Annotated in this window: 22 protein-coding genes and 1 pseudogene; 8 read left to right on the plus strand and 15 right to left on the minus strand. The window is 58.5% G+C overall.

All coding sequences use genetic code 11. The features are described from left to right. Positions 1 to 59: 59 nt before the first annotated feature. Entirely contained in the window at positions 60 to 614 is a 555-nt protein-coding gene (locus ABLU95_RS06365; RefSeq protein WP_002912829.1) for a GNAT family N-acetyltransferase, read from the plus strand. Positions 615 to 1238: 624 nt separating this feature from the next. On the opposite strand, the gene pbpG is transcribed toward ABLU95_RS06365, so the two are convergent. Both pbpG and ABLU95_RS06375 read right to left on the minus strand, forming a co-directional pair. Further along, positions 1239 to 2189 carry a D-alanyl-D-alanine endopeptidase gene (gene pbpG / locus ABLU95_RS06370; RefSeq protein WP_074194602.1) on the minus strand — a complete coding sequence of 317 codons (951 nt, stop codon included), beginning with the start codon at positions 2187 to 2189 and terminating at the stop codon, positions 1239 to 1241. Between the two features lie 188 nt (positions 2190 to 2377). Continuing rightward, positions 2378 to 2965, minus strand: a complete 588-nt coding sequence (locus ABLU95_RS06375; protein WP_032453512.1) for a Yip1 family protein — start codon at positions 2963 to 2965, stop codon at positions 2378 to 2380. A 154-nt stretch (positions 2966 to 3119) separates the two neighbouring features. Here ABLU95_RS06375 and ABLU95_RS06380 point away from each other — a divergent pair, with 154 nt between their 5' ends. After that, positions 3120 to 3689, plus strand: a complete 570-nt coding sequence (locus tag ABLU95_RS06380; RefSeq protein ID WP_023290430.1) for a DedA family protein — start codon at positions 3120 to 3122, stop codon at positions 3687 to 3689. Between the two features lie 32 nt (positions 3690 to 3721). Here the strand turns inward: ABLU95_RS06380 and mdtQ are convergent, their stop codons facing one another. Next, entirely contained in the window at positions 3722 to 5161 is a 1440-nt protein-coding gene (mdtQ, locus tag ABLU95_RS06385; protein WP_048297899.1) for a multidrug resistance outer membrane protein MdtQ, read from the minus strand. A 128-nt stretch (positions 5162 to 5289) separates the two neighbouring features. Between mdtQ and ABLU95_RS06390 the strand changes: the two genes are divergently transcribed. After that, a complete protein-coding gene (locus ABLU95_RS06390) occupies positions 5290 to 6024 on the plus strand; it encodes a class I SAM-dependent methyltransferase (RefSeq protein WP_023290432.1) in 735 nt (244 codons plus the stop codon). Positions 6025 to 6057: 33 nt separating this feature from the next. Here ABLU95_RS06390 and ascB read toward each other — a convergent pair whose 3' ends face one another. From ascB to dusC, 5 genes and pseudogenes are all read right to left on the minus strand, one after another. Continuing rightward, entirely contained in the window at positions 6058 to 7452 is a 1395-nt protein-coding gene (ascB, locus tag ABLU95_RS06395) for a 6-phospho-beta-glucosidase (protein ID WP_080901711.1), read from the minus strand. A gap of 15 nt (positions 7453 to 7467) precedes the next feature. Next, positions 7468 to 9439: pseudogene (gene bglF, locus ABLU95_RS06400) on the minus strand (PTS beta-glucoside transporter subunit IIABC). A gap of 29 nt (positions 9440 to 9468) precedes the next feature. Further along, positions 9469 to 10302 carry a transcriptional antiterminator BglG gene (gene bglG / locus ABLU95_RS06405; protein ID WP_044524210.1) on the minus strand — a complete coding sequence of 278 codons (834 nt, stop codon included), beginning with the start codon at positions 10300 to 10302 and terminating at the stop codon, positions 9469 to 9471. Between the two features lie 155 nt (positions 10303 to 10457). Further along, complete coding sequence (locus tag ABLU95_RS06410; protein WP_261902174.1) at positions 10458 to 11822, minus strand: carbohydrate porin; 1365 nt, start codon at positions 11820 to 11822, stop codon at positions 10458 to 10460. A 356-nt stretch (positions 11823 to 12178) separates the two neighbouring features. Then, positions 12179 to 13111: a tRNA dihydrouridine(16) synthase DusC gene (gene dusC / locus ABLU95_RS06415; protein WP_023290437.1), complete on the minus strand. Its 933-nt coding sequence runs from the start codon at positions 13109 to 13111 to the stop codon at positions 12179 to 12181. 358 nt (positions 13112 to 13469) lie between these two features. On the opposite strand from dusC, the gene ABLU95_RS06420 reads away from it, so the two are divergent. The 4 genes from ABLU95_RS06420 (at position 13470) to sanA (ending at position 16634) form a co-directional block, all read left to right on the plus strand. Next, complete coding sequence (locus tag ABLU95_RS06420) at positions 13470 to 13874, plus strand: CidA/LrgA family protein (RefSeq protein WP_023290438.1); 405 nt, start codon at positions 13470 to 13472, stop codon at positions 13872 to 13874. Further along, a complete protein-coding gene (locus ABLU95_RS06425; protein WP_004201621.1) occupies positions 13864 to 14559 on the plus strand; it encodes a CidB/LrgB family autolysis modulator in 696 nt (231 codons plus the stop codon). Before ABLU95_RS06420 ends, ABLU95_RS06425 begins: the two co-directional genes overlap by 11 nt. A 128-nt stretch (positions 14560 to 14687) precedes the next feature. Next, on the plus strand, positions 14688 to 15572 hold the full coding sequence (cdd, locus tag ABLU95_RS06430; protein ID WP_241516559.1) for a cytidine deaminase: 885 nt from the start codon (positions 14688 to 14690) through the stop codon (positions 15570 to 15572). A gap of 345 nt (positions 15573 to 15917) precedes the next feature. Further along, positions 15918 to 16634 carry an outer membrane permeability protein SanA gene (sanA, locus tag ABLU95_RS06435; protein WP_004201624.1) on the plus strand — a complete coding sequence of 239 codons (717 nt, stop codon included), beginning with the start codon at positions 15918 to 15920 and terminating at the stop codon, positions 16632 to 16634. A gap of 70 nt (positions 16635 to 16704) precedes the next feature. Here sanA and mglC read toward each other — a convergent pair whose 3' ends face one another. The 6 genes from mglC to folE all read right to left on the minus strand — a co-directional run bounded on the left by mglC (position 16705) and on the right by folE (position 23684). Then, positions 16705 to 17715 (minus strand): galactose/methyl galactoside ABC transporter permease MglC, encoded by a 1011-nt coding sequence (gene mglC / locus ABLU95_RS06440; RefSeq protein WP_002912871.1) that lies wholly within the window; start codon positions 17713 to 17715, stop codon positions 16705 to 16707. Between the two features lie 15 nt (positions 17716 to 17730). Continuing rightward, on the minus strand, positions 17731 to 19251 hold the full coding sequence (gene mglA / locus ABLU95_RS06445) for a galactose/methyl galactoside ABC transporter ATP-binding protein MglA (RefSeq protein WP_002912876.1): 1521 nt from the start codon (positions 19249 to 19251) through the stop codon (positions 17731 to 17733). A gap of 118 nt (positions 19252 to 19369) precedes the next feature. Further along, positions 19370 to 20368, minus strand: a complete 999-nt coding sequence (gene mglB, locus ABLU95_RS06450; protein WP_023290441.1) for a galactose/glucose ABC transporter substrate-binding protein MglB — start codon at positions 20366 to 20368, stop codon at positions 19370 to 19372. A 296-nt stretch (positions 20369 to 20664) separates the two neighbouring features. Next, positions 20665 to 21687: an HTH-type transcriptional regulator GalS gene (galS, locus tag ABLU95_RS06455; protein ID WP_348879074.1), complete on the minus strand. Its 1023-nt coding sequence runs from the start codon at positions 21685 to 21687 to the stop codon at positions 20665 to 20667. A 155-nt stretch (positions 21688 to 21842) separates the two neighbouring features. Next, complete coding sequence (yeiB, locus tag ABLU95_RS06460; RefSeq protein WP_044524213.1) at positions 21843 to 23000, minus strand: DUF418 domain-containing protein YeiB; 1158 nt, start codon at positions 22998 to 23000, stop codon at positions 21843 to 21845. A gap of 15 nt (positions 23001 to 23015) precedes the next feature. After that, entirely contained in the window at positions 23016 to 23684 is a 669-nt protein-coding gene (gene folE, locus ABLU95_RS06465; protein WP_023290444.1) for a GTP cyclohydrolase I FolE, read from the minus strand. Between the two features lie 360 nt (positions 23685 to 24044). Between folE and fghA the strand changes: the two genes are divergently transcribed. Beyond that, on the plus strand, positions 24045 to 24878 hold the full coding sequence (gene fghA, locus ABLU95_RS06470; RefSeq protein ID WP_080901705.1) for an S-formylglutathione hydrolase: 834 nt from the start codon (positions 24045 to 24047) through the stop codon (positions 24876 to 24878). 57 nt (positions 24879 to 24935) lie between these two features. Here the strand turns inward: fghA and cirA are convergent, their stop codons facing one another. Then, on the minus strand, positions 24936 to 26909 hold the full coding sequence (gene cirA, locus ABLU95_RS06475) for a catecholate siderophore receptor CirA (protein WP_064157251.1): 1974 nt from the start codon (positions 26907 to 26909) through the stop codon (positions 24936 to 24938). Positions 26910 to 26929 lie beyond the last annotated feature (20 nt).

Consider the following 26929-nt stretch of genomic DNA (forward strand, 5'->3'; position numbering starts at 1 on the left):
GCTTCTGTATTACGCTGCACGCCGGAGAATGTCTCTCCGGCAGATTCAGGAGCGCCGCCATGCCTGCAGAGGCCCCGTTACTCGACAGTGATTTAGAAATTCGTGAAGCGCTGCCCGACGATGCCCACGCCATCGCCGCGCTGTATGTCTGGCACGTGCTCAATGGCCGCGCCTCCTTCGAAGAGATCCCCCCCACCGTTGACGAAATGCGTAAACGGATCCAGACCGTGCGCGATAACGGGCTGCCCTGGCTGGTAGCGCTGTGGCGCGGGGCTATCGTCGGCTACTGCTACGCCACTTTCTATCGCCCGCGCCCGGCCTATCGCTACACCCTCGAAGAATCGATCTACGTGGAATCCGGAATGGGCGGGCGCGGCATCGGCAGCGCGCTGCTGTCGCGGCTGATCGCCGAATGCGAGAAAGGCCCATGGCGGCAGATGCTGGCGATCATCGGCGATGGCCATAATAATGCCGGCTCGCTGGCGATCCATAAAAAGTTCGGTTTTACCGTGGCAGGTCAGCTGCGCAGCGTCGGCTATAAGATGGGCGACTGGCGGGATACGTTGATTATGCAGCGCGCGCTGGGTGACGGCGACTGGACGCTGCCGGAGTAATATTCGGCGTCACATCCCGCGGCTCGCGGTATAAACCTCCCAGCCCGATCGCCCGGCGGCGCTGCGCTTGCCGGGCCTGCGAAGAAGGCAAACCCGGCGCCAAATAACGTAGGCCGGATAAGGCGTTAGCCGCCATCCGGCACAAACGCGACACTCGGCGTGATTGCCCGGCGGCGCTACGCTTGCCGGGCCTACTAAGGGGGCGAACCCGGCGCCAAATAATGTAGGCCGGATAAGGCGTTAGCCGCCATCCGGCACAAACGTGGCACTCGATGTGATTGCCCGGCGGCGCTGTGCTTGCCGGGCCTGCGAAGGGGCGGAACCCGGCGCCAAATAATGTAGGCCGGATAAGGCGTCAGCCGCCATCCGGCACAAACGCGGCACGGTGTCGGGTATATTGCCCGGCGGCGCTGCGCTTGCCGGGCCTGCGAAGAAGGCAAACCCGGCGCCAAATAACGTAGGCCGGATAAGGCGTCAGCCGCCATCCGGCACAAACGCGGCACTCGGCGTGATTGCCCGGCGGCGCTGCGCTTGCCGGGCCTACAAGCCCTGATAACCCTTTGATATAAATGCATCTTTAGCCCGGATAAGGCGCAATGCGCCGTCATCCGGGGTATATGCAGATTAATCGTTCTGCGCGGTCTGGGCGCCGCCTTTCAGCATCGCCTCCGCCATCTGCGCTTCGCGCTGCTTTTTATAGCTCAGCGCCGAAGCCGGGACCGGCATCACCTTCCCGGTCTCGATCCACGTCCGCAAACGGCTGGCGTCGGCGAAGTGGGTATATTTGCCGAAGGCATCCATCACCACCAGCGCCACCGGACGTTGGTTAATCACCGTGCGCATAATCAGGCAGTGGCCGGCAGCGTTGGTGAAGCCGGTTTTGGTCAGCTGGATGTTCCAGTTGTCGCGATACACCAGATGGTTAGTGTTGCGGAACGGCAGGCTGTAGGCCGGATGGGCAAAGGTGGCGGTCTCTTCTTTGGTGGTGCTCAGCTGGCCAATCAGCGGGTACTGCTCGCTGGCGATCAGCAGTTTGGTCAGATCGCGGGCGGTGGAGACGTTATGCACCGACAGACCGGTGGGCTCCACATAGCGGGTATGGGTCATACCCAGCGCCTGCGCTTTGGCGTTCATCGCGCGAATAAAGGCGTCGTAGCCGCCCGGATAGTGATGCGCCAGGCTGGCGGCCGCGCGGTTCTCGGAAGACATCAGCGCCAGCAGCAGCATATCGCGGCGGCTGATCTGGCTGTTGAGACGCACGCGGGAGTAAATCCCCTTCATTTCCGGAGTATGGCTGATATCCACCGTCAGCATTTCGTCCAGCGGCAGATGGGCATCGAGAACCACCATGGCGGTCATCACCTTGGTGATCGACGCCATCGGGCGCACCAGATCCGGCTGGCTGGCGTAGATGATTTTTTTGGTGGCCAGATCGACGATCATGGCGCTGCCGGAAGCGATGTCCGGCTGCGAGGCGGTTACCGCCGTCGGGGTTTTTGCTAACGCCTGGGGCGCAAAAGGCACAGCCAGCAGCAAGGTCAGGCTGAGCAAAGAGACTCGGAATTTCGGCATCATGGGCATTCTGAAAAGTATTTTTGCACGTTATGGAACGTACGCCGCGAGGTTGAGTGGGCAACTTCGCTGGCAAACGCCATCATACCGCGCCGTAAGGCCCTGTGCCTAATAAGAATCGTGAAGAAATGCTGCATTGCCGACATAAAATACATATTTGCCGGCAATGCATATTGACCCGTTTCGTCCGATCAGAACAGTCGGTAGCCATACCCCCATAGCACCACGGTGATCGCCAGCAGTACTTCCAGCACCAGCACCCCGATGGCCAGGGTCGAGCTGGCGAAACTGAGCCCCTCTTCCCGGTTAATGCTCAGGAAGGTCGGGATCCCGAGATAGAGCAGATAACCGGTATAGAACAGGGCAACGGTACCGATCAGCGCGCACAGCCAGACCAGCGGATAGAGCGCCACAATCCCGCTCAGGAACAGCGGCGTGGCCACATAGCCGGCAAAGACCATGCAGCGTTTCAGGGAAGGCTGCTGCGGATATTGCCTGGCCATCCACCAGATAACCCGCCCCATGATCGCCACCCCGGCCAGCATCACGGCATAAAACAGGACAGCCAGCGCCAGCCCGGTCCACATCGACAGTTTAATAATGGTGCCGTCACCGAAGTTCCAGCCCAGCTGCGTGGTGCCGATAAAGGCGCAAACCACCGGAACCGCCGCCATCAGCAGCACATGGTGCGTATAGTGATGAGAAATGGTTTCATTCTCGCTCTTTATCACGCTCATCTCCCGATTGGGATGAGCGAAGAGCCCCCAGACATGGTTCATAGCGTCCCCCTTGTCACGGCTTCGTACTGCACTGATCCAAGTATAATTCACCCTGTAGATTATTTTGTGTACAGCACAAAAAATCTGCGTTCGACGCGTTTTGGTCTGCAGGGTGTATGATTAACAGGTGATGAGGTAAGGAGATAAGCTGTTTATGGATATCAATCACCTGATTTCCCAGTATGGCTACGCGGCGCTGATCGTCGGCAGCATGGCGGAAGGTGAGACCATTACCCTGCTGGGCGGCGTCGCGGCGCATCAGGGACTACTGAAGTTTCCCCTGGTGGTGATCGCTGTCGCCCTCGGCGGGATGATTGGCGATCAGTTGCTCTATCTGCTTGGTCGCCGCTTCGGCGGGCGCATTCTGCGCCGTTTCGCCAGCCAGAAGGCGCGGATCAGGAAAGCCCAGCGCATGATCCAGCACCGGCCGTGGCTGTTTGTCATCGGTACCCGCTTTATGTACGGCTTCCGGGTGATCGGCCCCCTGCTGATCGGCGCCAGCCGCCTGCCGCCGCGCATTTTCCTGCCGCTGAATATTGCCGGGGCGCTGGTGTGGGCTCTGCTGTTTACCACCATAGGCTATCTTGGCGGCGAGGTGGTTGGCCCGTGGCTGCACCACCTCGACGCCCATCTGAAGCACTGGATCTGGCTGATCCTCGCGGTGGTGGTGGTCGTGGCCGCCCACTGGTGGTTCAGGCGGCGCGAAGGGAAGAAGAAAGACTGAGCGGCGCGCCCGCTGACGCGCCGGGGGGCCGGTTACTTCACGCTCTGGTGGTAGCCGCCGCCGAGGGCCGAGGTCAGCTGAATGCTGGCGTCAATCCACTGGCCGTGCAGGCGCAAGGCGGTGATACGCTCCTGCAGCGCAGGGAGCTTCGCCATACTGACCCGGGAGCCGGGCAAGATCCCCGCCGCCATCCGGGCCTGCGCCAGGTCCACCACCCGCTGGGCGTCTTTTTCAACCTGCTGCTGCTGTTGGCTCTTGGCCATCAGCGTCTCGACCTGGCTGGCGGTTTTCGCCACCTGGTTGACGGCGTCCACCACCGCTTTGTTGTACTGGGCGATGGACAGGCTGTTCTGCGCGCTGGCGATATCCAGATTGGCATTGAGGCGACCGCTGTCGAAGATCGGCAGCGTCAGTCCGGCGGTGACGCCCATCTGCTGCGCCGAATGGCGGAAAAGATCGCTTAAGTGCAGGGCATCCTGCTGCAGGAACGCCATCAGATTGATGTCCGGGTAAAACGCCGCCTTCGCCGCGTCCACCTCGCTCAGCGACGCCTCAATATACCAGTGAGCGACCTGCAGATCCGGGCGACGCGCCAGCAGCTCATAGCCAAGGGTGTCCGGCAGCTGCGCGCTGACCGTCGGCAGGCTGGCGGGTTTGAGGTTTAGCGACTGGCTCTGGCTGTTGGTCAGGGCCATCAGCCGCGCTTCAATCTCTTTCATCGTGCCCGCCACGTCCGCTAGCTGCTGGTCGGTTTTGCTGACGTTAATATCGTTTTCCGCCCCTTCGGCGGAGTTGGTGATCCCGCGCTGATACAGGGCCTTGTCGACCGTCACGATATTATTTTGCTCGTTTTTCACCTGCTGCAGCACCGCTTTGATCGCCGCTTCCGTCTGCCACTGCCAGTACAGGCGCGCCACGCTGCCGGAGAGCAGCTCGCGGGTCTGAGCCTGCTCGGCCACCTGGGCTTTCAGCTCGCCGATGCGGGCTTTCACCAGCGCACGGTTTTTGCCCCACAGATCGAGATCCCAGCCGGCGGTCAGGCCGAAGGTACCGTTGGTGTACCACGGGCCGGTATTGCCGTCGGTGTCGGTGGCGAACGGCCCCATCAGACCTTCGGCCGACATGCGTTGACGTTCGATGTCAGCGGAGAAATCCATCTCCGGGCCAAGATTCGCCTGCGACATTCTGGCCTGCGCTTCGGCAAGCCTGATGCGCTGTTCGGCAATCTGCATATCCGGTGCGTTGGCGAGCGCGCGCTGAATCAAATTATCCAGTTGGGCATCGTGGTAGTCTTTCCACCAGTCGGTCTGCGGCCAGCCGTTTTTGACGGCGGCGGGAAGATCCATGGCAACGTGGGAAGCCGGAATTTGCTGCTGCGGCGGACGAGCAACCTCATGGGAAGGCGCGCAGCCTACCAGCGCGATGGCCAGGGGCAAGGCCGCCAGCGCGCTATTATTTAATCTCAATTTCATTAGACAGGTCAGATAATATAATCAGGTGAGTGATCATAAGTTAATTGAATTAAACGCGTTTAGTAAAGCGTGTGACTAAATTATTAGTTTGCTAAAAATAAACAAACTTATCAATTCAAGGGATGAATATGAGCCAGAATATTTATGACGATCCGCACTTCTTCGCCGGCTATGCAACCCTCGATCGTTCGGTGAAAGGGCTGGATGGCGCACCGGAGTGGCCATCGCTACAGGCAATGCTGCCGCCGCTGGCCGGTTTGCGGGTGGTGGATCTCGGCTGCGGCTACGGCTGGTTTTGCCGCTGGGCGCAGCAGCAGGGAGCCAGCCAGATAATGGGTTTTGATATCTCCCGGCGTATGCTGGCGCAGGCACGGGAAATGACCCGCGGGGATGAGATTGACTACCGCTGCGCCGATCTGCAAACCCTGACGCTGCCCGCCAACAGCTGCGATCTGATCTACAGCTCGCTGGCCCTGCATTATTTACCCGACATCGCCCCGCTCTTCTCCACCCTGCAGCAGGCGCTGGTCCCTGGCGGTATCCTGGTCTTTTCTGCCGAACATCCCATCTATACCGCGCCGCTGCAGCAGGGATGGCAGGTGAATGAACAGGGGCAAAAGAGCTGGCCGGTCAGCCACTATCAGCAGGAGGGGGAGCGCGTCAGCAACTGGTTTGCCGAGGGCGTCATTAAACAGCACCGCAAACTCTCGAGCTGGATAAACGCGCTTATCGCCGCCGGTTTTGTGCTGGAGCAGCTGGATGAGTGGGGGCCAGGCGCCGAACAGATTGCTCAACAGCCCGCCCTGGAGGAAGAGAAAGAGCGGCCGATGATCTTTTTACTGCGCGCGCGTAAACCGGCTTAATCCCCCGCCCGACGATGGCCGGGCGGAGAAGCATTACGCTTTCAGGCTGGCGCCGCGGCTGGCAATCACCTCTTTATACCAGTCAAAGCTCTTCTTCTTACTGCGCGCCAGGGTGCCGGTGCCGTCATCATGGCGGTCGACATAGATAAAGCCGTAGCGCTTCGACAGCTCCGCCTTCGAGGCGCTCACCAGGTCAATCGGTCCCCAGCTGGTAAAGCCCATCAGCTCAACGCCATCGTCAATGGCCTCCCGCGCCTGCACCAGATGGTCGTTCAGGTAGCTGATGCGGTAGTCATCGTTAATGCTGCCGTCGGCTTCCACCTTATCTTTGGCGCCCAGACCGTTTTCCACGATAAACAGCGGCTTCTGATAGCGATCCCACAGCACGTTCAGCAGCGTACGCAGGCCCAGGGGGTCTATCTGCCAGCCCCACTCCGAGCTCGCCAGGTGCGGGTTCGGCACCATGCTGAGAATATTGCCGCGCGCCTGCTGGTTCAGCGCCTCATCGGCGGTGACGCACCCGGTCATGTAGTAGCTGAAGGAGATAAAATCGACGGTGGTTTTCAGCGTGTCGCGATCGGCCTCAGTGATGTCGAGCGTGATGCCGTTGTCGCGGAAAAAGCGCTGCATATAGCCCGGGTACGCCCCGCGCGCCTGCACGTCGCCGAAGAACTGCCAGCTGCGGTTCTCCTGCAGCGTCTCGAACACATCTTCCGGTTTGCAGCTCAGGGGATACATCAGCCCGCCGAGCAGCATATTGCCGATTTTGCCCTCGGGCACCAGCTCGTGACAGGCTTTGACCGCCAGGGCGCTGGCCACCAGCTGGTGGTGAATGGCCTGATACACCTCGCCTTTGCTGCTGCCGGCCGGCAGGCCGACGCCGGTCATCGGGGCATGCAGCGACATATTGATTTCGTTAAAGGTCAGCCACAGTTTGACCCTGTTTTTATAACGGCTGAACACCGTCCGGGCGTAGCGCTCAAAGAAGCCAATCACCTCCCGGCTACCCCAACCGCCGTAGTTTTTCACCAGCGCCCACGGCATTTCATAATGCGACAGCGTCACCAGCGGGGTGATGTTGTGCTTCGCCATCTCGTCGAACAACTTGTCGTAGAAGGCAAGGCCGGCTTCGTTCGGCTCGGCGTCATCGCCGTTGGGGTAGATACGGGTCCAGGCGATGGACACCCGCAGGCAGTTAAAGCCCATCTCGGCAAACAGGGCAATATCTTCCGGGTAACGATGGTAAAAATCGATCGCCACATCCTTAATCCCGCTGTCGCCGGGTACGCGCTCGACCACTTCGCCGAAGACGCCGTGCGGCTGCACATCAGAGGTGGATAACCCTTTGCCATCTTCCAGGTAAGCCCCTTCCACCTGATTCGCCGCGGTCGCGCCGCCCCATAAAAAATCTGCCGGGAATGTTTTCATCTCTCTCTCCTGTGATTAATGGCTGACTGACAACAGCGGCTGACCGGCTTCGACGGCGCTGGGCGCCACCGTGTCGATCTCACGATAGTCTTCGCTGTTGCTGATAATAATCGGGGTCGCCAGGTCGTAACCGGCGTCCAGAATCGCCTGACGATCGAACTCAATCAGCAGATCGCCGGCCTGTACTCTGTCGCCCTCTTTCACATGCGCGGTAAACGGCACGCCGTCGAGTTTGACCGTGTCGATGCCGACGTGGATCAGCAGCTCAATACCGCTGTCGCTCTGCAGGCCGATGGCGTGTTTGGTCTGAAACAGAGAGGCCACTTCGCCCGTGAACGGGGCGATGACTTTGCCCACCGCCGGGATAATGGCGACCCCATTCCCCAGCAGGCCGCTGGCGAAGGTGCTGTCCGGCACCTGATCGAGGGCGATGACGCTGCCGCTCATCGGCGCCAGAATGTCGTTTGCCGAGACCGGCGCTACCGCCACGGCGCCCGGCGCGGCGCTGGCGCGCGGCAGGCCGGCGAAGAAAGTTAAGCCACAGGAGATAATCAACGCCGCGAAGATGCCCACTATGCCGCCCCAAACGGTGCTATCAAGCCCTTGGGGCGGGATCATTTGCGCCACGGTAAAGATGTTCCCGAAGCCGAATGAATAGACGTTGGCGTTACTGAAACCCACAATAGCGCCGCCGATGGCGCCCGCCACGCAGCCGAAGATAAACGGCCGGCGCAGCGGCAATGTTAAGCCATAGATAGCGGGCTCGGTAATGCCGAAGATGCCCGCTGAAAACGCAGAACCGGCCAGCACTTTCTGACGGGCATCGCGGGTTTTCAGGAAAATACCCAGCACCGCGCCGACCTGCCCCATAACGGCCGGCAGCAGCATGGGCAGCATGGAATCATGGCCAAGCACCGTCAGATTGTTAATCATCAGCGGAATCAGTCCCCAATGCAGGCCGAAGATCACACAAACCTGCCACAGCGCGCCCATCGCCGCTCCCGCCAGCCACGGCGCCACCGCGTAGATAATCTGATACCCCTGGGCCAACAGATGACTGAGCCAGGTCGCCAGAGGGCCAATCAGCAGAAACGTCAGCGGAACCACAACGGCGAGACAAATCGCCGGCGTAAAAAAGTTTTTCATCGATGACGGCAGCAGCGCGTTGCTCTTGCGCTCCAGCCAGCAGCAGACCCATGAGGCGAGAATAATCGGGATCACCGATGAGCTGTAATTAATAAAGGTCACCGGGATGCCGAGAAAGTGCTCCACCGCCGCGCCCGGCGCCTGGCTGGCCTCAAAGGCCTGAATCATCAGCGGGTGGGTTAACGCCCCGCCGATCACCATCGAGACAAACGGGTTACCGCCAAATTTTTTACCGGCGGTGTAGCCGAGAAACAGCGGGAAGAAAAAGAACAGCGCGTCGCTGGCGGCAAACCAGATTTTATAGGTTCCCTGTTGCGGGGTCAGCCAACCGCAGACGACCGCCAGCGCCAGCATCCCTTTCAGGATACCGGAGGCCGCCAGCACGCCGATAAACGGCGTGAAAATTCCCGACACGACATCGATGATCTGCCCCAGCAGCGACCCTTTTTCAACGCTTTCCGCCACCGGTTCGCTGTCGTCGCTTAACCCTGCCTCCTGACGCACCGCCAGCCAGACGTCGTGAACGTGGTTGCCAATCACCACCTGAAACTGGCCGCCGCTCTCCACCACCATAATGACGCCCGGGTTGGCCTTCAGCCCTTCGGCATCGGCTTTGCCGTTATCTTTCAGCTTAAAACGCAGACGTGTCGCACAGTGAACCAGACTCACAATGTTCTCTTTGCCGCCGACGCGGCGGAGAATATCCTGCGCGAGTGCTTTATATTCCATGCTCTTTTCCTTACTGCCGCTGTCCGCAGACAACCGGCGACTGAGTAGTAAAAATAAAAAAAACCCGAGAACCACGCCGGTAGGCGTCGCGCTCAGGTTTTGCCTGCATCATGCAGTAACAATCCAGTTTTGTCGGGGGACTTAGCGTCCCTCTTTTCTTACCCGTTCAATATGAATGGCAAGAAACATAATTTCTTCGGTGGTCAGCGCCCGCTGATACTGCTTTTGCAGATGCGTCGCCACCGTTTCCGCGCACTTCCACGCTTTGGCGTAGTTGTCTTTCACCGCGCTGTGCAGCGAGACGTCGTCATCTTCCACCACCGTGCGGGTCAGCATCCGCTGAGCGAAAAACTTCAGATGGGTGACGAAACGCTGATAGCTCAGCGACTCCTCGTCGTAGTTCAGCTGCAGCTGATACTTCACCAGCTGCAGGATCTCCTGCATCACCCGGGTCACGTGCATGACCTCCGGCATTTCGCTGTTGAGCTGCGCCGTCACCAGATGGAGGGCGATAAATCCGGCTTCATCCTCCGCCAGCGCCACGCCGAGCCGTTTGCTAATAATGGCCCTTGCCTCCTGGCCCAGCGCGAACTCCTTCGGATAGAGCCGCTTGATCTCCCACAGCAGCACGTTACGCAGTGCGATGCCCTTTTTCTGCCGCTCGATAGCAAAGTGACAGTGATCCGTTAACGTGATGTACAAACTTTCCTGTAACTTGCCCAACCGCCCGCGCGCCAGGTCGATAATGCGATCGCAGGTGGTCATCACTTCTAACGGAATCTGACTGAGCAGTTCACCTAAGCGGCCGACCAGTTCATCGCTTTGTAAGGCGAAGACTTTTTCAATTTTGCTGTCGTCCAGCGCGTCGCCCGGGCGTTTCTGAAAGGCCAGCCCTCGCCCCATCACCACCTGTTCGCGCTGGTGTTCGTCAAGAACCACCACCACATTGTTATTGAGTACTTTGGCGATTTGCATATTGACCCCAGAAACAAAAAAACCTGACCCCCGACGAAACGCCAGGTAATCAGGTTTTGCCTGCCGCAGCAGTTGCAATCCAACGCCAGCACTGTAACAACTTCTGCTAGGCGCTCAACCTGACAAGTGAAAAAACGTGATTAAGATCGCGACTATCAGAAGGTCACGACGGTTTTCCACTCCACCACCCACGCGTCCTGGGTCTGCGCAACGCCGCCCGGACGGTGCCAGTACTGCAGGCCCGGCTGCAGCTCCAGCCAGGAGACCGGGCGGAAGCGATAATAGAGTTCGCCGTTCAGCGAGTGGCCGGCCACCGGCTGCCAGGCCGGATCGTTATAGTCGGCGGCGCCGCTGAGTTGGTTCATATAGCGCTGATTGCGCGCGTAGTGGCTGCTCATGTCGATCCACGTCAGGCCGAAGCCGATCCAGTCCTCCGGACGGGCGTCAAACAGCCCGCGGTAGCGCATCGAGGCGGCGACGGCTGAGTGGATATAGTTGCTGCGCTGGTCGCTGAGGCTGCCGCTCAGCGAGACGCTCATTCCCCGCAGCGGATCGTCGGCGTGGCGGGTAATCTGCTGGTTCAGGCCGGCGTACATAAACCAGGTGCTGTCGTGCTCGGCGTAGCCCTGCGGGTCCGTCGCCCCGGCGCCGCCGGATTTGCCGCTGTAAAGGTCGCTTTGCGGCGCGTTAGTCCAGACCACGCCGAGGTTATAGGCTCCCGGCAGGCCATTCATCAGCGGACGGGTTTCGATCTCCATCGGCAGTAAAATGCCTTTGCTACCCTTCGTCGACCAGCTCCAGGCATGGCTGCGCGAGGCGGCCTGCGGGTTTTGCTCCATCACCCCGCCTTTGAGGGTCACCGTCGGCGTCAGCTTGTACTCCAGGGTGGTGCCCCAGGTGTGGATGTTCCAGTTATTCCAGGTCAGCGAGTTGGCCGATTTGCCGCCGCACTGGGTCAGCAACTGGAAATCGCAGGGAATGATCTGGTCGAAGGTTTGCACCTTGTTCATCATGCCGATGCGCCAGGTCAGGCGACGGTCGTCAAAGCTGCGGGCGAAGGTCAGCCAGCCGAGACGGGTGATTGACCCGCCGCCCCAGCTCTCCTGCGACAGATCGTTGAAGCTGACCCGCGGATCCTGCAGCCGTTTCGTGGTGAGGTTATCATCGTGGTTGCGGTTGACGATGTTGCCCTCGAGACGGGCGTCCGGTATGCCGGTCCAGCGCTCCAGATCCTGGGTAAAGGTCAACGACACCTGGTCAATATAGGCCAGATGTTTATCGTGGTTATAACCGCCGCCGGCGTTGTAGGCCATCTCGTTAAGATAGCCGAGATTATAATGAAAGCCGTTCTCTTCAAGGATTGGACGAATGCCCAGCATATCGCCCAGCAGCCCTGGCTGTCCGGCTTCAAACCCCAGCACGCTGCCGTTCCACACCGGGGTTTGCGCCGCGTTCACGACGGGCGCCATCGCCGCCAGCGCCGCGCCGATAAAAAGCTGATTTATTTTTTTGTTATACATTGTGATCTCCACCGTGACTGAATAAAAACAAAGGGGATCCCCAGGCTATTTATTTACCTGTTTTCTTTTTTAAAAAATGAATGGCAAGGGGCCTCCTTCGGTAATAAAACCGCGACCGTGCCAGAGAAAAGATGAATGACAATCTCTTGTTTTACGTCATCATTTACCCACCGTTAAATTTTGGCCAAAAAAAAACCTAAGCACTTGCCGCCACGAATGACGGAAGTGCTTAGGTTTTGCCTGCGTTCAGTAGCAATCCTGAATTGATTGACCGCACAGTATCACTTTATTTCACTCATGCCTATCATCAATAGACAGGCAAGTAATAATATGTGAAGCGAATAACAATATGGCGCTTAATAGCGGGCGATCGCCGCCGCTATTTCAGCAGAGGTTTGCAGGGCGCGAATTTCATTAAACAGCGTCAGCGCCTCGGTATATTCCTTGCGTAAATAGCCCAGCCACTGTTTAATTCTCGCCACATGATACAGGCCGGTATCGCCCTGCTTTTCCAGACGGGTATATTTTTGCAACAGCTGAACCACCTGCGGCCACGGCATGCGCGGTTCGTTGTATTTGATCACCCGGCTGAGGTTCGGTACGTTGAGCGCCCCGCGGCCAATCATCACCGAATCGCAGCCGGTGACGGCCATACAGTCCTGAGCGCTTTGCCAGTCCCAGATTTCGCCGTTGGCGACTACCGGAATGGTCAGGCGCCGGCGGATCTCGCCGATGGCCTGCCAGTTGATGCGCTCCGCTTTGTAGCCATCTTCTTTAGTGCGGCCGTGGACCACCAGCTCGCTGGCCCCCGCCTGCTGCACCGCGTCGGCGATTTCAAAGCGCCGTTCGCCGCTGTCCCAGCCGAGACGAACTTTCACCGTCACCGGCAGATGCCCGGGCACCGCCTCGCGCATCGCCTTCGCGCCGCGATAGATAAGCTCCGGATCTTTCAGCAGCGTCGCCCCGCCGCCGCTGCCGTTCACCAGCTTAGACGGACAGCCGCAGTTTAAATCGACGCCCCACGAGCCCAGCGCCACCGCGCGGGCGGCGTTTTCCGCCAGCCACTCGGGATATTGCCCCAGCAGCTGGACGCGCACGCGGGTACCGGACGGGGTGCGGCTTTGATGATGCAGCTCCGGGCACAGCCTGTAGAACGATTTAACCGGCAGCAATTGATCCACCACCCGCAGAAACTCGGTGATGCACAGATCGTAATCGTTCACTTCGGTCAGCAGCTCGCGCACCAGCGAATCGAGCACGCCTTCCATCGGCGCCAGTAGTACACGCATATCGTTACCCGGAAAAAAAAGAGGCGCTATGGTAGCGCCTCCGGGCGTTGGTTGAAAGTGCTCAATGCGTCCCGCCTGCCGTACCCCATTCCCCATTCGGCGAATGCAGCAAAGCGAGGAGATAATCTCTATGCTTTACAGGAGTCTGCGGCGTCTCATACCGCCTTCATTTGCCGCTTCTCTTCCAAAAAGGTAGCGTGGGACCCGATATACCCAAAGCTGCGAGCTGTCAGGTCCTGCCGGGAGAGGCTATTGTTCCCGTACGCTATCAGCGCTATGCATAGAATTCATGATGTGATCGGTAGCACATTTTAGGGATTAATTGTATGATGAATGCACTTCATCAAGGGTTATTACCATGAGTAAATCGCTGACTATTATCTGGCACTACCTGCGGGCTTTCGTCCTGATTTACGCCTGCTTATACGCCGGAATATTTATCGCCGGGCTGCTGCCCATCACCATCCCCGGCAGCATCATCGGCATGCTGATCCTCTTCGTGCTGCTGGCGCTGCAAATTATGCCGCCGCAGTGGGTCAACCCCGGCTGCAATATCCTGATCCGCTATATGGCGCTGCTGTTCGTGCCCATCGGCGTCGGCGTGATGCAGTACTGGGATCTGCTGCGCGCCCAGCTGGGGCCGGTCGTCATCTCCTGCGCCATCAGCACGCTGGTGGTGTTTGTGGTGGTGAGCTGGAGCTCTCACCTGGTGCATGGCGAACGCAAAGTGATTGGGCAAAAGGAAAAGAAAAATGATGCATGAAATCTGGTGGTCGCTACCGCTAACCCTGATCGTCTTTTTTCTCGCCCGCAAACTGGCGGCCCGCTTTAAGTTCCCGCTACTCAACCCGCTGCTGGTGGCGATGGTAGTGATAATCCCGTTTCTGCTGCTGACCGGGATCTCCTATGAGCGTTATTTTGCCGGCAGCAAGATCCTGAACGATCTGCTGCAGCCGGCGGTGGTCGCGCTGGCCTTCCCGCTGTATGAACAGCTGCACCAGATCCGCGCGCGCTGGAAATCGATCATCACCATCTGCTTTATCGGCAGCTGCGTGGCGATGATCACCGGCACCACCGTGGCCCTGCTGATGGGCGCCACACCGCAGATCGCCGCCTCTGTTCTGCCCAAATCGGTGACCACGCCGATTGCCATGGCGGTGAGCGGCAGTATCGGCGGCATCCCGGCCATCAGCGCCGTGTGCGTGATTTTTGTCGGCATCCTTGGCGCGGTTTTCGGCCATACCCTGCTCAACCTGATGCGTATTCGCACTAAAGCGTCGCGCGGCCTGTCGATGGGCACCGCCTCGCACGCCCTCGGTACCGCCCGCTGTGCGGAACTGGACTATCAGGAAGGGGCGTTCAGCTCGCTGGCGCTGGTGCTGTGCGGGATCATCACTTCGTTGATGGCGCCGTTTTTATTCCCGCTGATCCTTGCGGTAGTGGGATAAAATGTGACTCACATCACATTTATCAATGCAACGATGAAAAGTTGCATTAGCAATGAGATGTAAATCACATTTGAAACTCCTTGACGCCCGTACACTGGTTTCCCATTACACTGTTATGAGGCAACGCTATGCACTCACGTTTTCAAGCTGCTTTGACGACTCTGGCAGCAGACCTGCAGGCGGCCATCGCCCCGATGCTCGCCGACCCGCACTTCCCGGCGCTGCTCGAAGCCGATCAGGTGGCGACGCTGCAACAGGCGACAGGTCTGGACGAAGACGCGCTGGCCTTTGCGCTACTGCCGCTGGCCGCCGCCTGCGCGCGCGCCGACCTTTCCCACTTTAACGTCGGGGCTATCGCCCGCGGCGTCAGCGGCCGCTGGTACTTTGGCGGCAACATGGAATTTCTCGGCGCCACCATGCAGCAGACCGTCCATGCGGAGCAGAGCGCCATCAGCCACGCCTGGCTGCGCGGTGAAACCTCCCTGCGCGCTATCACGGTGAACTACACGCCGTGCGGCCATTGCCGTCAGTTTATGAACGAACTGAACAGCGGACTGGCGCTGCGCATTCATCTGCCCGGTCGCGAAGCCCATGCGCTGCAGCACTATCTCCCGGATGCCTTCGGCCCGAAAGACCTGGAGATCAAAACCCTGCTGATGGACCACCAGAACCACGGCTTCCCGGTCAGCGGCGATGCCCTGTCTCAGGCGGCGATTGAGGCCGCTAACCGCTGCCACGCGCCGTACAGCCACTCGCCTTCCGGCGTAGCGCTGGAGCTGAAAGATGGCACCCTTTTCAGCGGCAGCTATGCGGAAAACGCGGCGTTCAACCCGACGCTGCCGCCGCTGCAGGGGGCGCTGAATCTCCTCAGCCTCAACGGCTATGATTATCCGGACATCCAGCGGGCGATCCTGGCGGAGAAAGCCGATGCGGCGCTGATTCAGTGGGACGCCACCGTCGCCACCCTGAAGGCGCTGGGCTGCCACACTATCGAGCGCGTGCTGTTAGGTTAATCAGCCTGCGCGCCTGAGCAGATGGCCGGATGACGGTTTCGTCTAATCCGGCCGACCTTTTATGCCGTTATGTTGTCGGGAGGCGCTCCGCTAACCCGACCTACCGTTCGCGCCATTGCGAGCTGAAGATCGCTATGGCTGCTGAAACTGCCGACCTGACGGCCTCAAAGTCGCTGAGACGTTCCCGGTGGGCCGGAGAACAGGTTGCGGCTACGCCTTGCCCGGTCTGGGATCGGCGATCGGTCCATATTGCTGAAAATCCCCGCAATTAAACGCGGGTTTCTTGCGCTTACCCGGCGGGTAAAGTAGCCTGAAGACTCCGTTGTCTATTATTGAGCCAAGTTCATGTTAAAGCGTGTGTTCTACAGCCTGTTAGTCCTGCTCGGCCTGCTGCTGTTGACCGTGCTGGGTCTTGACCGTTGGATGAGCTGGAAAACCGCGCCCTATATCTATGACGAGCTGCAGGACCTCCCCTACCGCCAGGTCGGCGTGGTGCTGGGCACCGCTAAATACTACCGCACCGGGGTGATCAATCAGTATTACCGCTACCGCATCCAGGGCGCGCTCAACGCCTACAACAGCGGCAAGGTCAACTATCTGCTGCTGAGCGGGGATAACGCCCTGCAAAGCTACAATGAACCGATGACTATGCGCCGGGACCTGATTAAAGGCGGCGTCGATCCGGCGGATATCGTGCTGGACTATGCCGGTTTCCGCACGCTCGACTCGATCGTCCGCACCCGCAAAGTGTTCGACACCAACGACTTCATTATCATCACCCAACGCTTCCACTGCGAACGGGCGCTGTTTATCGCCCTGCATATGGGGATCCAGGCTCAGTGCTACGCGGTGCCGTCGCCGAAGGATATGTGGAGCGTGCGGCTGCGCGAATTCGGCGCCCGCTTCGGCGCGCTGGCGGACCTCTATATCTTCAAACGGGAACCGCGCTTCCTCGGTCCTTTAATCCCGATTCCAGCGCAGCAGCACGACGTGCCGGATGACGCCCAGTCCTACCCGGCGGTCACCCCGGAGCAGCTACTGGAGCTGCAGAAAGAAAAGTAGCCTCCATCAACGCATCCGTTTCAGGCATAAAAAAACCCGCGCCAGGCGCGGGTTTTTACTCAGGCAAAAATTACTTCTTACGGGCGTATTTCAGGGAATCCAGCGCCACGGCGAAGATAATGATCGCCCCCTTAATGATGTACTGCCAGTAAGGGTTAACGCCGATATAGGTTAGGCCGTAGTTGATCACGGTGAAGATAATCACCCCGGTCACCACGCCGAATACGGTCCCTACCCCGCCGCTGAACGATACGCCGCCCACCACGCAGGCGGCGATGGCGTCCAGTTCGTACATAAAGCCGAGGTTATTGGTCGCCGAGCCGATACGACCAGCTTCCAGCAGGCCGCCGAAGGCGTAGAACACGCCGGAGAGGGCGTAGATCATCAGCAGGTTCAACGCTACGTTGACCCCGGAGACCTTCGCCGCTTCCGGGTTACCGCCGATAGCGAAGATGTTTTTGCCAAAGCGCGTTTTGTTCCACAGGATCCAGACAAAGAAGACGGCAATCAGCGCGTAGAAGGTGATGTAGGACAGGCGGAACGAACCCAGCGCCACAAACCCCTGCGCGAAATGGGAGAAATGGCTGTCGAAGCCGGAGATCGGCGACGCGCCCACGAAGTCGTAGTACAGCGAGTTAATGCCGTAGACGATGATCATGGTCCCAAGGGTGGTAATAAACGGCGTCACGTTCAGATAGGCAATGACGATCCCGTTAATCAGGCCGATGACTGCCCCGATGGCGCATACCAGCAGGATGACCAGCGGGATCGGCATGGTCGCCATATCCGGGAACACCTTGTTGGCATTATCCACCGCCTGCAGCATGGTCGCGGCAATCACCGCCGCCAGTCCCACCTGACGGCCGGCGGAGAGATCGGTGCCCTGCGTGACAATCAGTCCGGCCACGCCGAGGGCAATAATAATACGCACCGAGGACTGGGTCAGAATATTACTCAGGTTCAGCAGACTTAAAAATGTCGGATCCTGGAAAATAATAATGGCCAACAGGACCAGAAGGACGACATATATCCCACCCTCTTTCAGGTAAGTGAGAAAACTCTTTTTATTTAACGCACTCATGTGAAGCCCCTGATCTTAAAGGTGCAATGACGCAAGACGCAGTATTTCGTTTTGCGTGGTGGTTTTAGTCTCAACAATGCCCGCGACCAGGCCGTTGCTCATCACCAGAATGCGGTCGGTAATCCCCAGCAGTTCCGGCATTTCGGAGGAAATAATAATGATCCCTTTATCTTTTTTAGCCAGCTCGGCAATCAGCTGATAGATCTCGAATTTGGCGCCGACGTCGATACCGCGCGTCGGCTCGTCCAGCATCAGGATCTCCGGCTGGGTCAGCAGCCAGCGGCCAATAATGACCTTTTGCTGGTTACCACCGGAAAGCGAACCAATCTGCGTATGCTGGCCGGGGGTTTTAACGCGCATAGAGTCAATGACCCATTGGGTATCGCTCTTCATCCGCGAGTTATCCAGCAAGCCGACGCTGTTTTTATATTTCTTAATATTGGAGATCAGCGAGTTAAAACCGATATCCAGATAGGCGTAAATCCCGGTGGAGCGCCGCTCCTCGGTCACCAGCGCAAAACCGTGGTTAATCGCCTCATTGGCGCTGTGGTTGTTGATCTTCTTCCCGTGCAGGGTGATGGTGCCGCTGGCCTTCTCACGGATCCCGAACAGGGTCTCCACGATGTCGGTACGCTTCGCGCCCACCAGACCGGCGATACCGAGAATTTCGCCCTTATGCAGATCGAAGGAGACATCGCGAATGGACGGCTGGCGCAGGGAGGTGAGATTGCGCACCTGGAGGATCACTTCTCCCGGGGTGTTTTCTCGATCCGGAAAGCGCTGGTTGAGCGAACGCCCGACCATCATGGCGATGATCTTGTCCATATCCAGCCCTTCCAGCGGCTGGGTGGCGATCCACTGGCCGTCGCGAAGGATGGTAATTTCATCGCACAGCTGGAAAATCTCTTCCATTTTGTGCGAGATATAGACGATACCGCAGCCGCGATCTTTCAGCTTGCGGATAATCTTAAACAGATGGTTGACCTCTTTTTCCGTCAGCGACGACGTCGGCTCGTCCATGATGACGATTTTGGCGTCATAGGAAAACGCCTTGGCGATCTCAATCATCTGCATCTGGGATACCGATAAGGTACCGACGCGGGCGCGCGGGTCGATATCAATATCCAGCTCATCAAATATGGCCTTGGTATCCCGGTACATTTTGTCCTGATCGACAAACATACCTTTAGTGGGATAACGCCCGAGCCACATGTTGTCCATGACCGAACGCTGTAAGACCAGGTTTAATTCCTGATGTACCATCGAAATACCGTTTTCCAGGGCTTCTTTCGCCGAATGGAAATCGATCTCTTTTCCCTGAAAAAGAATGCTGCCGGAATCTTTTTGATAGATCCCAAAAAGGCATTTTAATAATGTCGATTTACCGGCGCCGTTCTCACCCATTAACGCATGAATGGAGTGCGGACGAACCTTCAGGTTGACATTATCAAGAGCCTTGACGCCAGGAAACGATTTGTTGATGTTGCTCATTTCCAACAAATATTCGCCTGACCGTTCGCTATTATTGCTGACCATAGTTATACCTGGCTGCGTTCATGCACGCCCCGTCCGGCGCAATAACGCCAGCAGGAGTCTGGTTCTGTATCAGGAATAATCGGGCGTGGATAACCCACGCCCGCAACTCACATCACGATTATTTGCCGGTAAACTGGCTCAGGTTGTCTTTATCGACGCCCACATAGGGGACGCGAACAATCTTGTTGTCAATTTTCCAGTTGGTGCCTGCCGCAGCGTCTTTCCCGTCGGCCAGGTTTTTCGCCAGATCGAAGGTCGCTTTCGCCTGGTTGTTAGCATCGTTCAGCACGGTACCGGCCATCGCGCCGGATTTCACCAGCGCCAGGGCTTCCGGCAGCGCATCCACGCCGAACACCGGAATGCTGCTCTTGTTGTGCGCTTTCAGCGCTTCAACCGCGCCCATCGCCATGGCGTCGTTGTTAGCGATCACCACTTCAATCTTGTTCGCATTCGGGCCGGAGAGCCAGGCGTCCATTTTGTCTTTCGCCTGGGCGGTATCCCACATGGCGGTGTCCATCTGCAGCTGCTGGGTCTTCAGGCCTTTATCATTCAGCTCTTTGATAACGTAGGTGGTACGCGCTTCCGCATCCGGATGGCCCGGCTCGCCTTTCAGCAGGACGTACTGGATCTGGCCGTCTTTATTCAGATCCCAGTTCGGGTTGGCTTTCCAGTGCTTGGCGATCAGATCGCCCTGAATAATCCCGGACTCTTTCGAGTCGGTACCGACGTAATAAGCTTTGTCATAGCTATCCAGCGCTTTACGGGAAGGCTCTTTGTTGAAGAACACCACCGGAATGTTCTGCCCGCGCGCTTTTTCGATGACCGTTCCCGCCGCAGCCGGGTCAACCAGGTTGATCGCCAGGGCTTTCACGCCTTTCGCCAGCAGCACGTCAATCTGATCGTTTTGTTTCGACTGGTCGTTCTGCGAGTCATTCATCAGCAGCTGGACGTCAGGCGCGGATTTGCCATCTTTTTCAATCGCCTTACGCACCACCGACATAAAGTTGTCGTCATATTTATAAATCGTCACGCCGATACGGGTATCTGCTGCGTGTGCTGCGGCGCCAAATAACAGACCAGCCATTACAGCAGAGAGGGTAAACACCTTCTTATTCATGGAATCTCCGGTTTTATTATGCAGGGTCATTTTTGTGAAAAAGTGCGGGCGGGATTTGTTGCATTAGTGTTACCGCACAACGCATTTCACGACGAAAATTCGGTCTTCCGTGTCGGGTAACGCTCCAGAAAAATACGACTCTAATACTCGTTTAACGCCTTGTTCCTACTGAAGAAAGTGAGGATTTCCCATCACCTCGCGGTTCAGACTGGTAAACGCTGCCATCATAATCAGGTGAATGTTAATATACTGTGAATTTACTCACAAATTGAAAGCGGTTACATCCCGCCGCCGCTTCAGTTAGTGATCGGCCCCACAGTTTGCCGCTGGGCAACGGAGTGACGGCGCACCAGGGTGGGCATAAAGCAGTGCGTCGCCTCGCGATCCAGCTTGCCGGCCGCCCCCAGCAGCGCCAGCTCAGTGGCCAGCTTCGCCATCGACATTACCGGATAGCGCACGGTGGTCAGCTGAGGATCGGTGTAACGGGAAATAGGAATATCATCAAAGCCAATCAGCGACAGATGCTGCGGCACGACAATGCCGTTGTCCTTCAGCGTGGTCAGCGCGCCGGCCGCCATGCTGTCGTTATAGGCGAACACCGCAGTGAGGCCGAGATTCCGCCCCAGCAGTTCGACCATCGCCGCTTCGCCGCCCTGCATGTCCGGGGAGCCGGACCCGACCCAGCTGTCCGGGGCGATGATGCCCTGCTCCTGCAGCGCTTTGCTCCACCCTTCCTGGCGCATATCGTCGTCTTCAATGCCGTGATTGGAGGAGAGATAACCGATGCGCTGGTGGCCGTGATTGAGCAGCATGCGGGTAGCCATCAGCGCGCCGCTAACGTTGTCGAGGCCGACGCAGCGATGGGCAAAGCCCGGCACGATGCGGTTGATCAGCACCATCCCCGGGATATGTTGCATAAAGTCGCTCAGTTCAGCATCGCTGAGCGCTTTAGAATGGACGATCAGCGCCGAGCAGCGCTGGCGGATCAGCACCTCGATGGCATGGCGCTCTTTTTCCGCCTCGTGATAGCTGTTGCCGATCAGCACATACTTATGATGCTGCTGGGCGACGGTATCCACCGCTTTCACCAGCGCGCCGAAGAAGGCATCGGAGACGTCCATCACCACCACGCCGATGGTATCGCTGACCTGGGTGGCCAGCGCTTGGGCGTTGGCGTTGGGCCGGTAGCCCAGCTGGGTCACCGCTTTCATCACCACGTCGCGCGTATCCGGACTCACCAGCGCGCTATTGTTCAGCACCCGCGACACGGTGGCCACGGATACGCCCGCCTGGCGGGCGACATCACGAATGGTGATCATACTCAGCGACCTTAAGAGAATTACAGCACGTCACATTCACCTCCTGTGCTCAGCAAGGAGACTATTCTGGCAGCGACCCGCGGTCCGCTACGTGAGTGAGGTCACACGGCTGGAAACGTTTACATCCGTTTTGTTAATGATTGTGATCGAGATCGTTATCTGGATGTGTCTTTCAATGATGTCCCTGACGCACGCAGGGTTAACTGACGCCACAGCCATTCCACCGGCCCCTGGCGGAAGCGGCGCAGCCAGAGTGATGACACGAGGAGGTTGACGGCCCAGATGGGGGGAACAAAGGCCAGCAGCTGCAGACGATCGAAGCGCATAAACAGCCCGAGATGATAAAACAGGGTGGTGCAGATCAGGGTCTGCAGCAGGTAGTTGCTCAGCGCCATGCGTCCGACGCAGGCGATAGCCCCCACCAGGCGGAAACGGCAGAGCTGCGGCCAGTAGCCCCAGGCCAGCGAGGCATAGCCGATAGCCTGCAGCGGGGCGCTCAGTTCACGCGGCGCCTGCAGTAAAAACGCGCACCAGCGATAGTCCCAGGCCAGATACCACTGGGCGACAATAGCCGGCACATTCACCGCCATCCCGGCTAGCACCAGCAGCGCGCCGGTGCGCCGATAGTGACGCTGGCTGAACTGCCCTTTCAGCCAGCCGCTGCGCATCAGCGCCGCGCCTATCAGCATCATCCCCGCCAGCTGCCAGCCATACTGCGCGCCGAGCGCCAACAGATTGTCCGACAGCATATCCGCCCGGTTGCTGACCGCCTCCATGCCGCCGTGCAGCTTCCAGTACTGCTCATACTGCAGATTGGCCGCGTCCGGTACCCAGGAGCGATTCGCGGCCGTCCCCGAGATAATCCCCAGCAGGACCAGCACCGCAATACCGGTGAGGTAGAGCACCACCCCGGTGTTAAACAGCGATTTAACATGCTGCGCCTCGCGCACCATGCGCCAGCTCACCAGCCCCACCAGGGCGTAAGCCAACAGAATATCGCCATCCCAGAAGAAGAGACCGTGAATGAAACCAAGCAGCGCCAGCAGGGTCAGCCGCGACTGGATCCAGCGTTTGCCGCGGGGGAGCAGGAGCTGCAGACCGGCGCCAAACAGCAGCGCGAACAGGGTAAGAAACTTCACCTGCGCCAGCAGGTCAAGGATCGCCCAGGTCCAGGCGTCGCTGAGGGTCGCGCTTCCTGACCAGGCCGGATTGAGGTAAGCGGCCTTCGGCAAGCCGAAGGCGCTGATATTGAGAAGCAGGATACCGAGGATGGCGACGCCGCGGACAAAGTCCAGCGTGACATTTCTCTCCATGTACCCTGCTCCGTTTTAGTTGTGGTGACGTACTGCGCGCAGGAATTCCTGGCGGGTATTCTGGCTGGATTTGAACAGGCCACCGAGGGAGGTGGTGGTAGTGGCGCTGGTCGCGTCGCGGATGCCGCGGGCTTTCACGCAGTAATGCACCGCGTCAATGGACACCGCCACGTTGCTGGTGCCGAGCAGCGTCTGCAGCGCGATCAGGATCTGCTGCGTCAGACGCTCCTGGACCTGCGGGCGCTGGGCGAAGAACTGCACGATGCGGTTGATTTTCGACAGGCCGATCACCGAATCTTTCGGGATATAGGCTACCGTCGCTTTACCATCGATGGTGACAAAGTGGTGTTCGCAGGTGCTGGTCAGGGTGATATCGCGCACGGTGACCATTTCATCGACCTTCATTTTGTTTTCAATGACGGTGATTTTCGGGAAACGGGAGTAATCCAGTCCGGAGAAGATCTCATCGACATACATTTTGGCGATGCGATGCGGGGTCTCCATCAGACTGTCATCACTCAGATCCAGATTCAGCAGTTGCATAATCTCGGTCATATGACCGGTAATCAAACGCTTGCGTGTTTCGTTATCAATTTCTTGTACTGGCGCACGCATCGGCGTCTCCAGCCCACGAGCGACCAGCGCTTCATGAACGAGGACGGCTTCTTTACTCAGTGATGACATTTGGGTTTCTCCTGCAGGTGTGGCGCTCTTTGCTTTTTCTGGGGGCAAAGTTTGTATTCATTGTGCGTGAGGTGGCGCACAGAATCCAGTAGCCGTAACGATAATTATTGAAATTGGCGCTGCCTTTTATTAAGGCGCGAAGCCACGCCTCAAGCGCGACGCCAAATCCCTATCGCCGAATCCGGAATGATCCAACCGCTGTACGCATCCATAAGCGCCATCGCTACACCGGCATGTTGGCTATAAGTTGCATTAATGATGCAGTAAGTTCTCAAAAGGAGAAAGTGAAAGTTGCTCACCGGCTAATGAAATATCTGTATTATGAACGTTTACGCGCACATCCCTTCCGAGGAGCCTTGCATGGAACTGCTTGAAGAGCATCGCTGTTTTGACGGCCGGCAACAACGCTGGCGTCATCACTCCCCTGTCCTGAACTGCGCCATGACGTTCAGCATTTTTTTACCGCCTGAGCGCGAAGCGCCGCCGCCGGTGCTGTACTGGCTGTCCGGGCTGACCTGTAACGATGAAAACTTTACCACCAAGGCGGGCGCTCAGCGCATTGCCGCCGCGCTGGGCATCGCGCTGGTGATGCCGGATACCAGCCCGCGCGGTGACGAGGTGGCCAACGATGACGGTTACGATCTGGGGCAAGGCGCTGGCTTCTACCTGAACGCCACCGAGGCGCCGTGGGCGGCGCACTACCGGATGTACGATTACCTGCGCGACGAACTGCCCGCGCTTATCCGCAGCGAGTTTACCGTCGGCGAGCGCTGCGCCATCAGCGGCCACTCGATGGGCGGTCACGGCGCGCTTATCATGGCGCTCACCAATCCCGGCCGCTACGCCAGCGTCTCCGCCTTCGCGCCAATCGTCAATCCCTCCCAGGTGCCGTGGGGCAAGAAAGCGTTTACCGCCTATCTCGGCGCCGATGAATCGACATGGCGCGCCTGGGACAGCTGCGCCCTGATGCAGGCCAGCCAGCCGGCGGACGCGGTGCCGACGCTTATCGATCAGGGCGATAACGATCCGTTCCTCGCCGGACAGCTGCAGCCCGCGGTGCTGGCGGAGGTCGCGCGGCAGAAGGCCTGGCCGTTAACGCTGCGCATCCAGCCCGGTTACGATCATAGCTACTACTTTATTGCCTCGTTTATCGAAGACCATCTGCGTTTCCACGCGCAGCATCTCTTTAACTAAACGCAACCTGCGCCGCGACTCCACGTCGCGGCGCAGGCCATCGTTAAGCGCCAACGATCAGAAGCGATAATCCACGGCCATAAAGTAGCGACGGCCCTCTTCGGTATAGCTGTAGTCGTCCCGGTTGAGATCTTTATCGCCCACGTTCTGCACCCCGGAGCGCAGTTTCACGTTTTTGGTGACCTGCCACGCCGCGCCGACGTCAAACAGAGTATAGCCGCCCGGCGTTTTGCCGGTGGCGCTCACCGCGCGCTGCTGGCCGGTATAGTTGGCCGTCACGTAGAAGGACCAGTCGTCCAGCGGTTTCCAGTCAAGCGTGCCGTTGGCGGTATGGAACGGCAGCGTCTGCAGCGGTTTATCGCCGCCGTTGCTCAGATCGCGACCATCGTTGTAGGTGTAGTTCACCGTCAGCTTCCACTCATCGCCGAACGGGATCTTCACCTCGGTCTCCACCCCTTTGATGCGCGCTTTGTTGACGTTGAAATAGCGGAAGATCGGCACGCGCTTACCGTTGACGGTTTTCCAGCCGACAAAGTTCGGGTAGCCCGGCGCTTCGCTGGCGCTGGAGGTGCGCAGAACATCAATCATATCGTCGACATTGTTCTGGAAGGTGGTGATGCTGCCTTCAACATCCTGCAGCCAGCCCTCTTCCCCACGATAGTAGAGACCAAGCTCGAAGCTTTCGCTGGTTTCCGGCTTCAGATCCGGGTTACCGATGATGCTGCACGAGCCGCGGCAGGAGTTGGTGGTCCAGTCGGGGTTAAGCTGCAGCAGCGACGGGGCTTTAAACGCCGTCGCCCAGCCGCCTTTGACGGTGACGGTATCGGTGGCGTTATACACCAGATAGGCGCGCGGGCTCCAGTGATCGCCATAGGTCTGATGGTCGTCCATACGAATGCCGGTGGTCAGCGCCAGCGGCTCGATGATGCGCCATTCGTCTTCAATAAACAGGGCGTACTGGCTGGCGGAGGTGGACTGGCCGCCGCTGCTCAGGTTGACCGGATCTTTCAGCTTGTCGTGGCGCCATTCGCCGCCGAAGGTCACCAGCTGGTTAATCATGTCCAGCGGCAGGACATACTTGCCGTCGATGGCATTGCTTTCCGAGGTGATGGTGCCGTTCTGCCCCGGATTTTTGTTATCCACCTTTTCGCCGTAAAACTTGAGCTCGCTGTTGCCCATCTCCCAACGGCCGTTATGGCTCAGGGAGTAGTTCTCACGCTCAAGGCGGTTGCGGTCAAGGGAATCGGAGTCGCGATCCTGGCGGTCAAAGCCATAGCCCGCGGTGAAATCGTGGTTGTCGCTCGGCGTCCAGGCGAATTCAACATTGCCATCGCGGCTGGTGAAGCCCTCGATGCGCGGCGTTTCGCCGGTGGCATTGCTGGAAGACTGCGGATCGTCCTTGGCGCGCTTCGCCAGGCTGCCGTAGGCCTTCATCCCGAGCACGCCGTCGATCAGCGGGCCGCTGGTGAAGAACTGACCGTTCCAGGTATCGCCGCGGTCGCGGTGTTCCTGAATGGTGGTATCGGCGCTCAGCGTCCCGGTCCATTTCTGGCCGATTTTTTTGGTAATAATGTTGACCACGCCGCCGAGCGCATCGGAGCCGTACAGGGAGGACATCGGGCCGCGCACCACCTCGATACGTTCGATGGCATCCACCGGGATCCAGTTCAGGTCGAAGTCATTGTGGCGGAAGACGGCGTTCCGGGAGTTGACGCGTTTCCCGTCGACAAGGATCAGGGTATAGCTGCTGCTCAGACCGCGAATGCTGACGCCCTTGCGGTTATCCCCTTCGTTGGTGAGCTGGACCCCGGGCACATCGCGCAGTACGTCTTTCAGGTTCTGCACCGGCTTGCGCTGCAAATCCTGCTGGGTGATGACGCTGATGCTCGCCGGTGCGTCTTTGACGCTCTGTTCAGTGGCCGAGGCGGTCACCACCAGCGTTTCTTCATTCACATCGGCCAGGGCCGGAAACGCCAACGATACGACGGACGCAGACAATCCCGCCCGGATAAAAGGGTTTAACCTGAACATTCCAAATCTCCATGAGGTGT

This window comes from Klebsiella sp. GG_Kp146 (assembly GCF_040061975.1).
In the GTDB taxonomy this organism is placed as follows: Bacteria; Pseudomonadota; Gammaproteobacteria; order Enterobacterales; family Enterobacteriaceae; genus Klebsiella; species Klebsiella quasipneumoniae.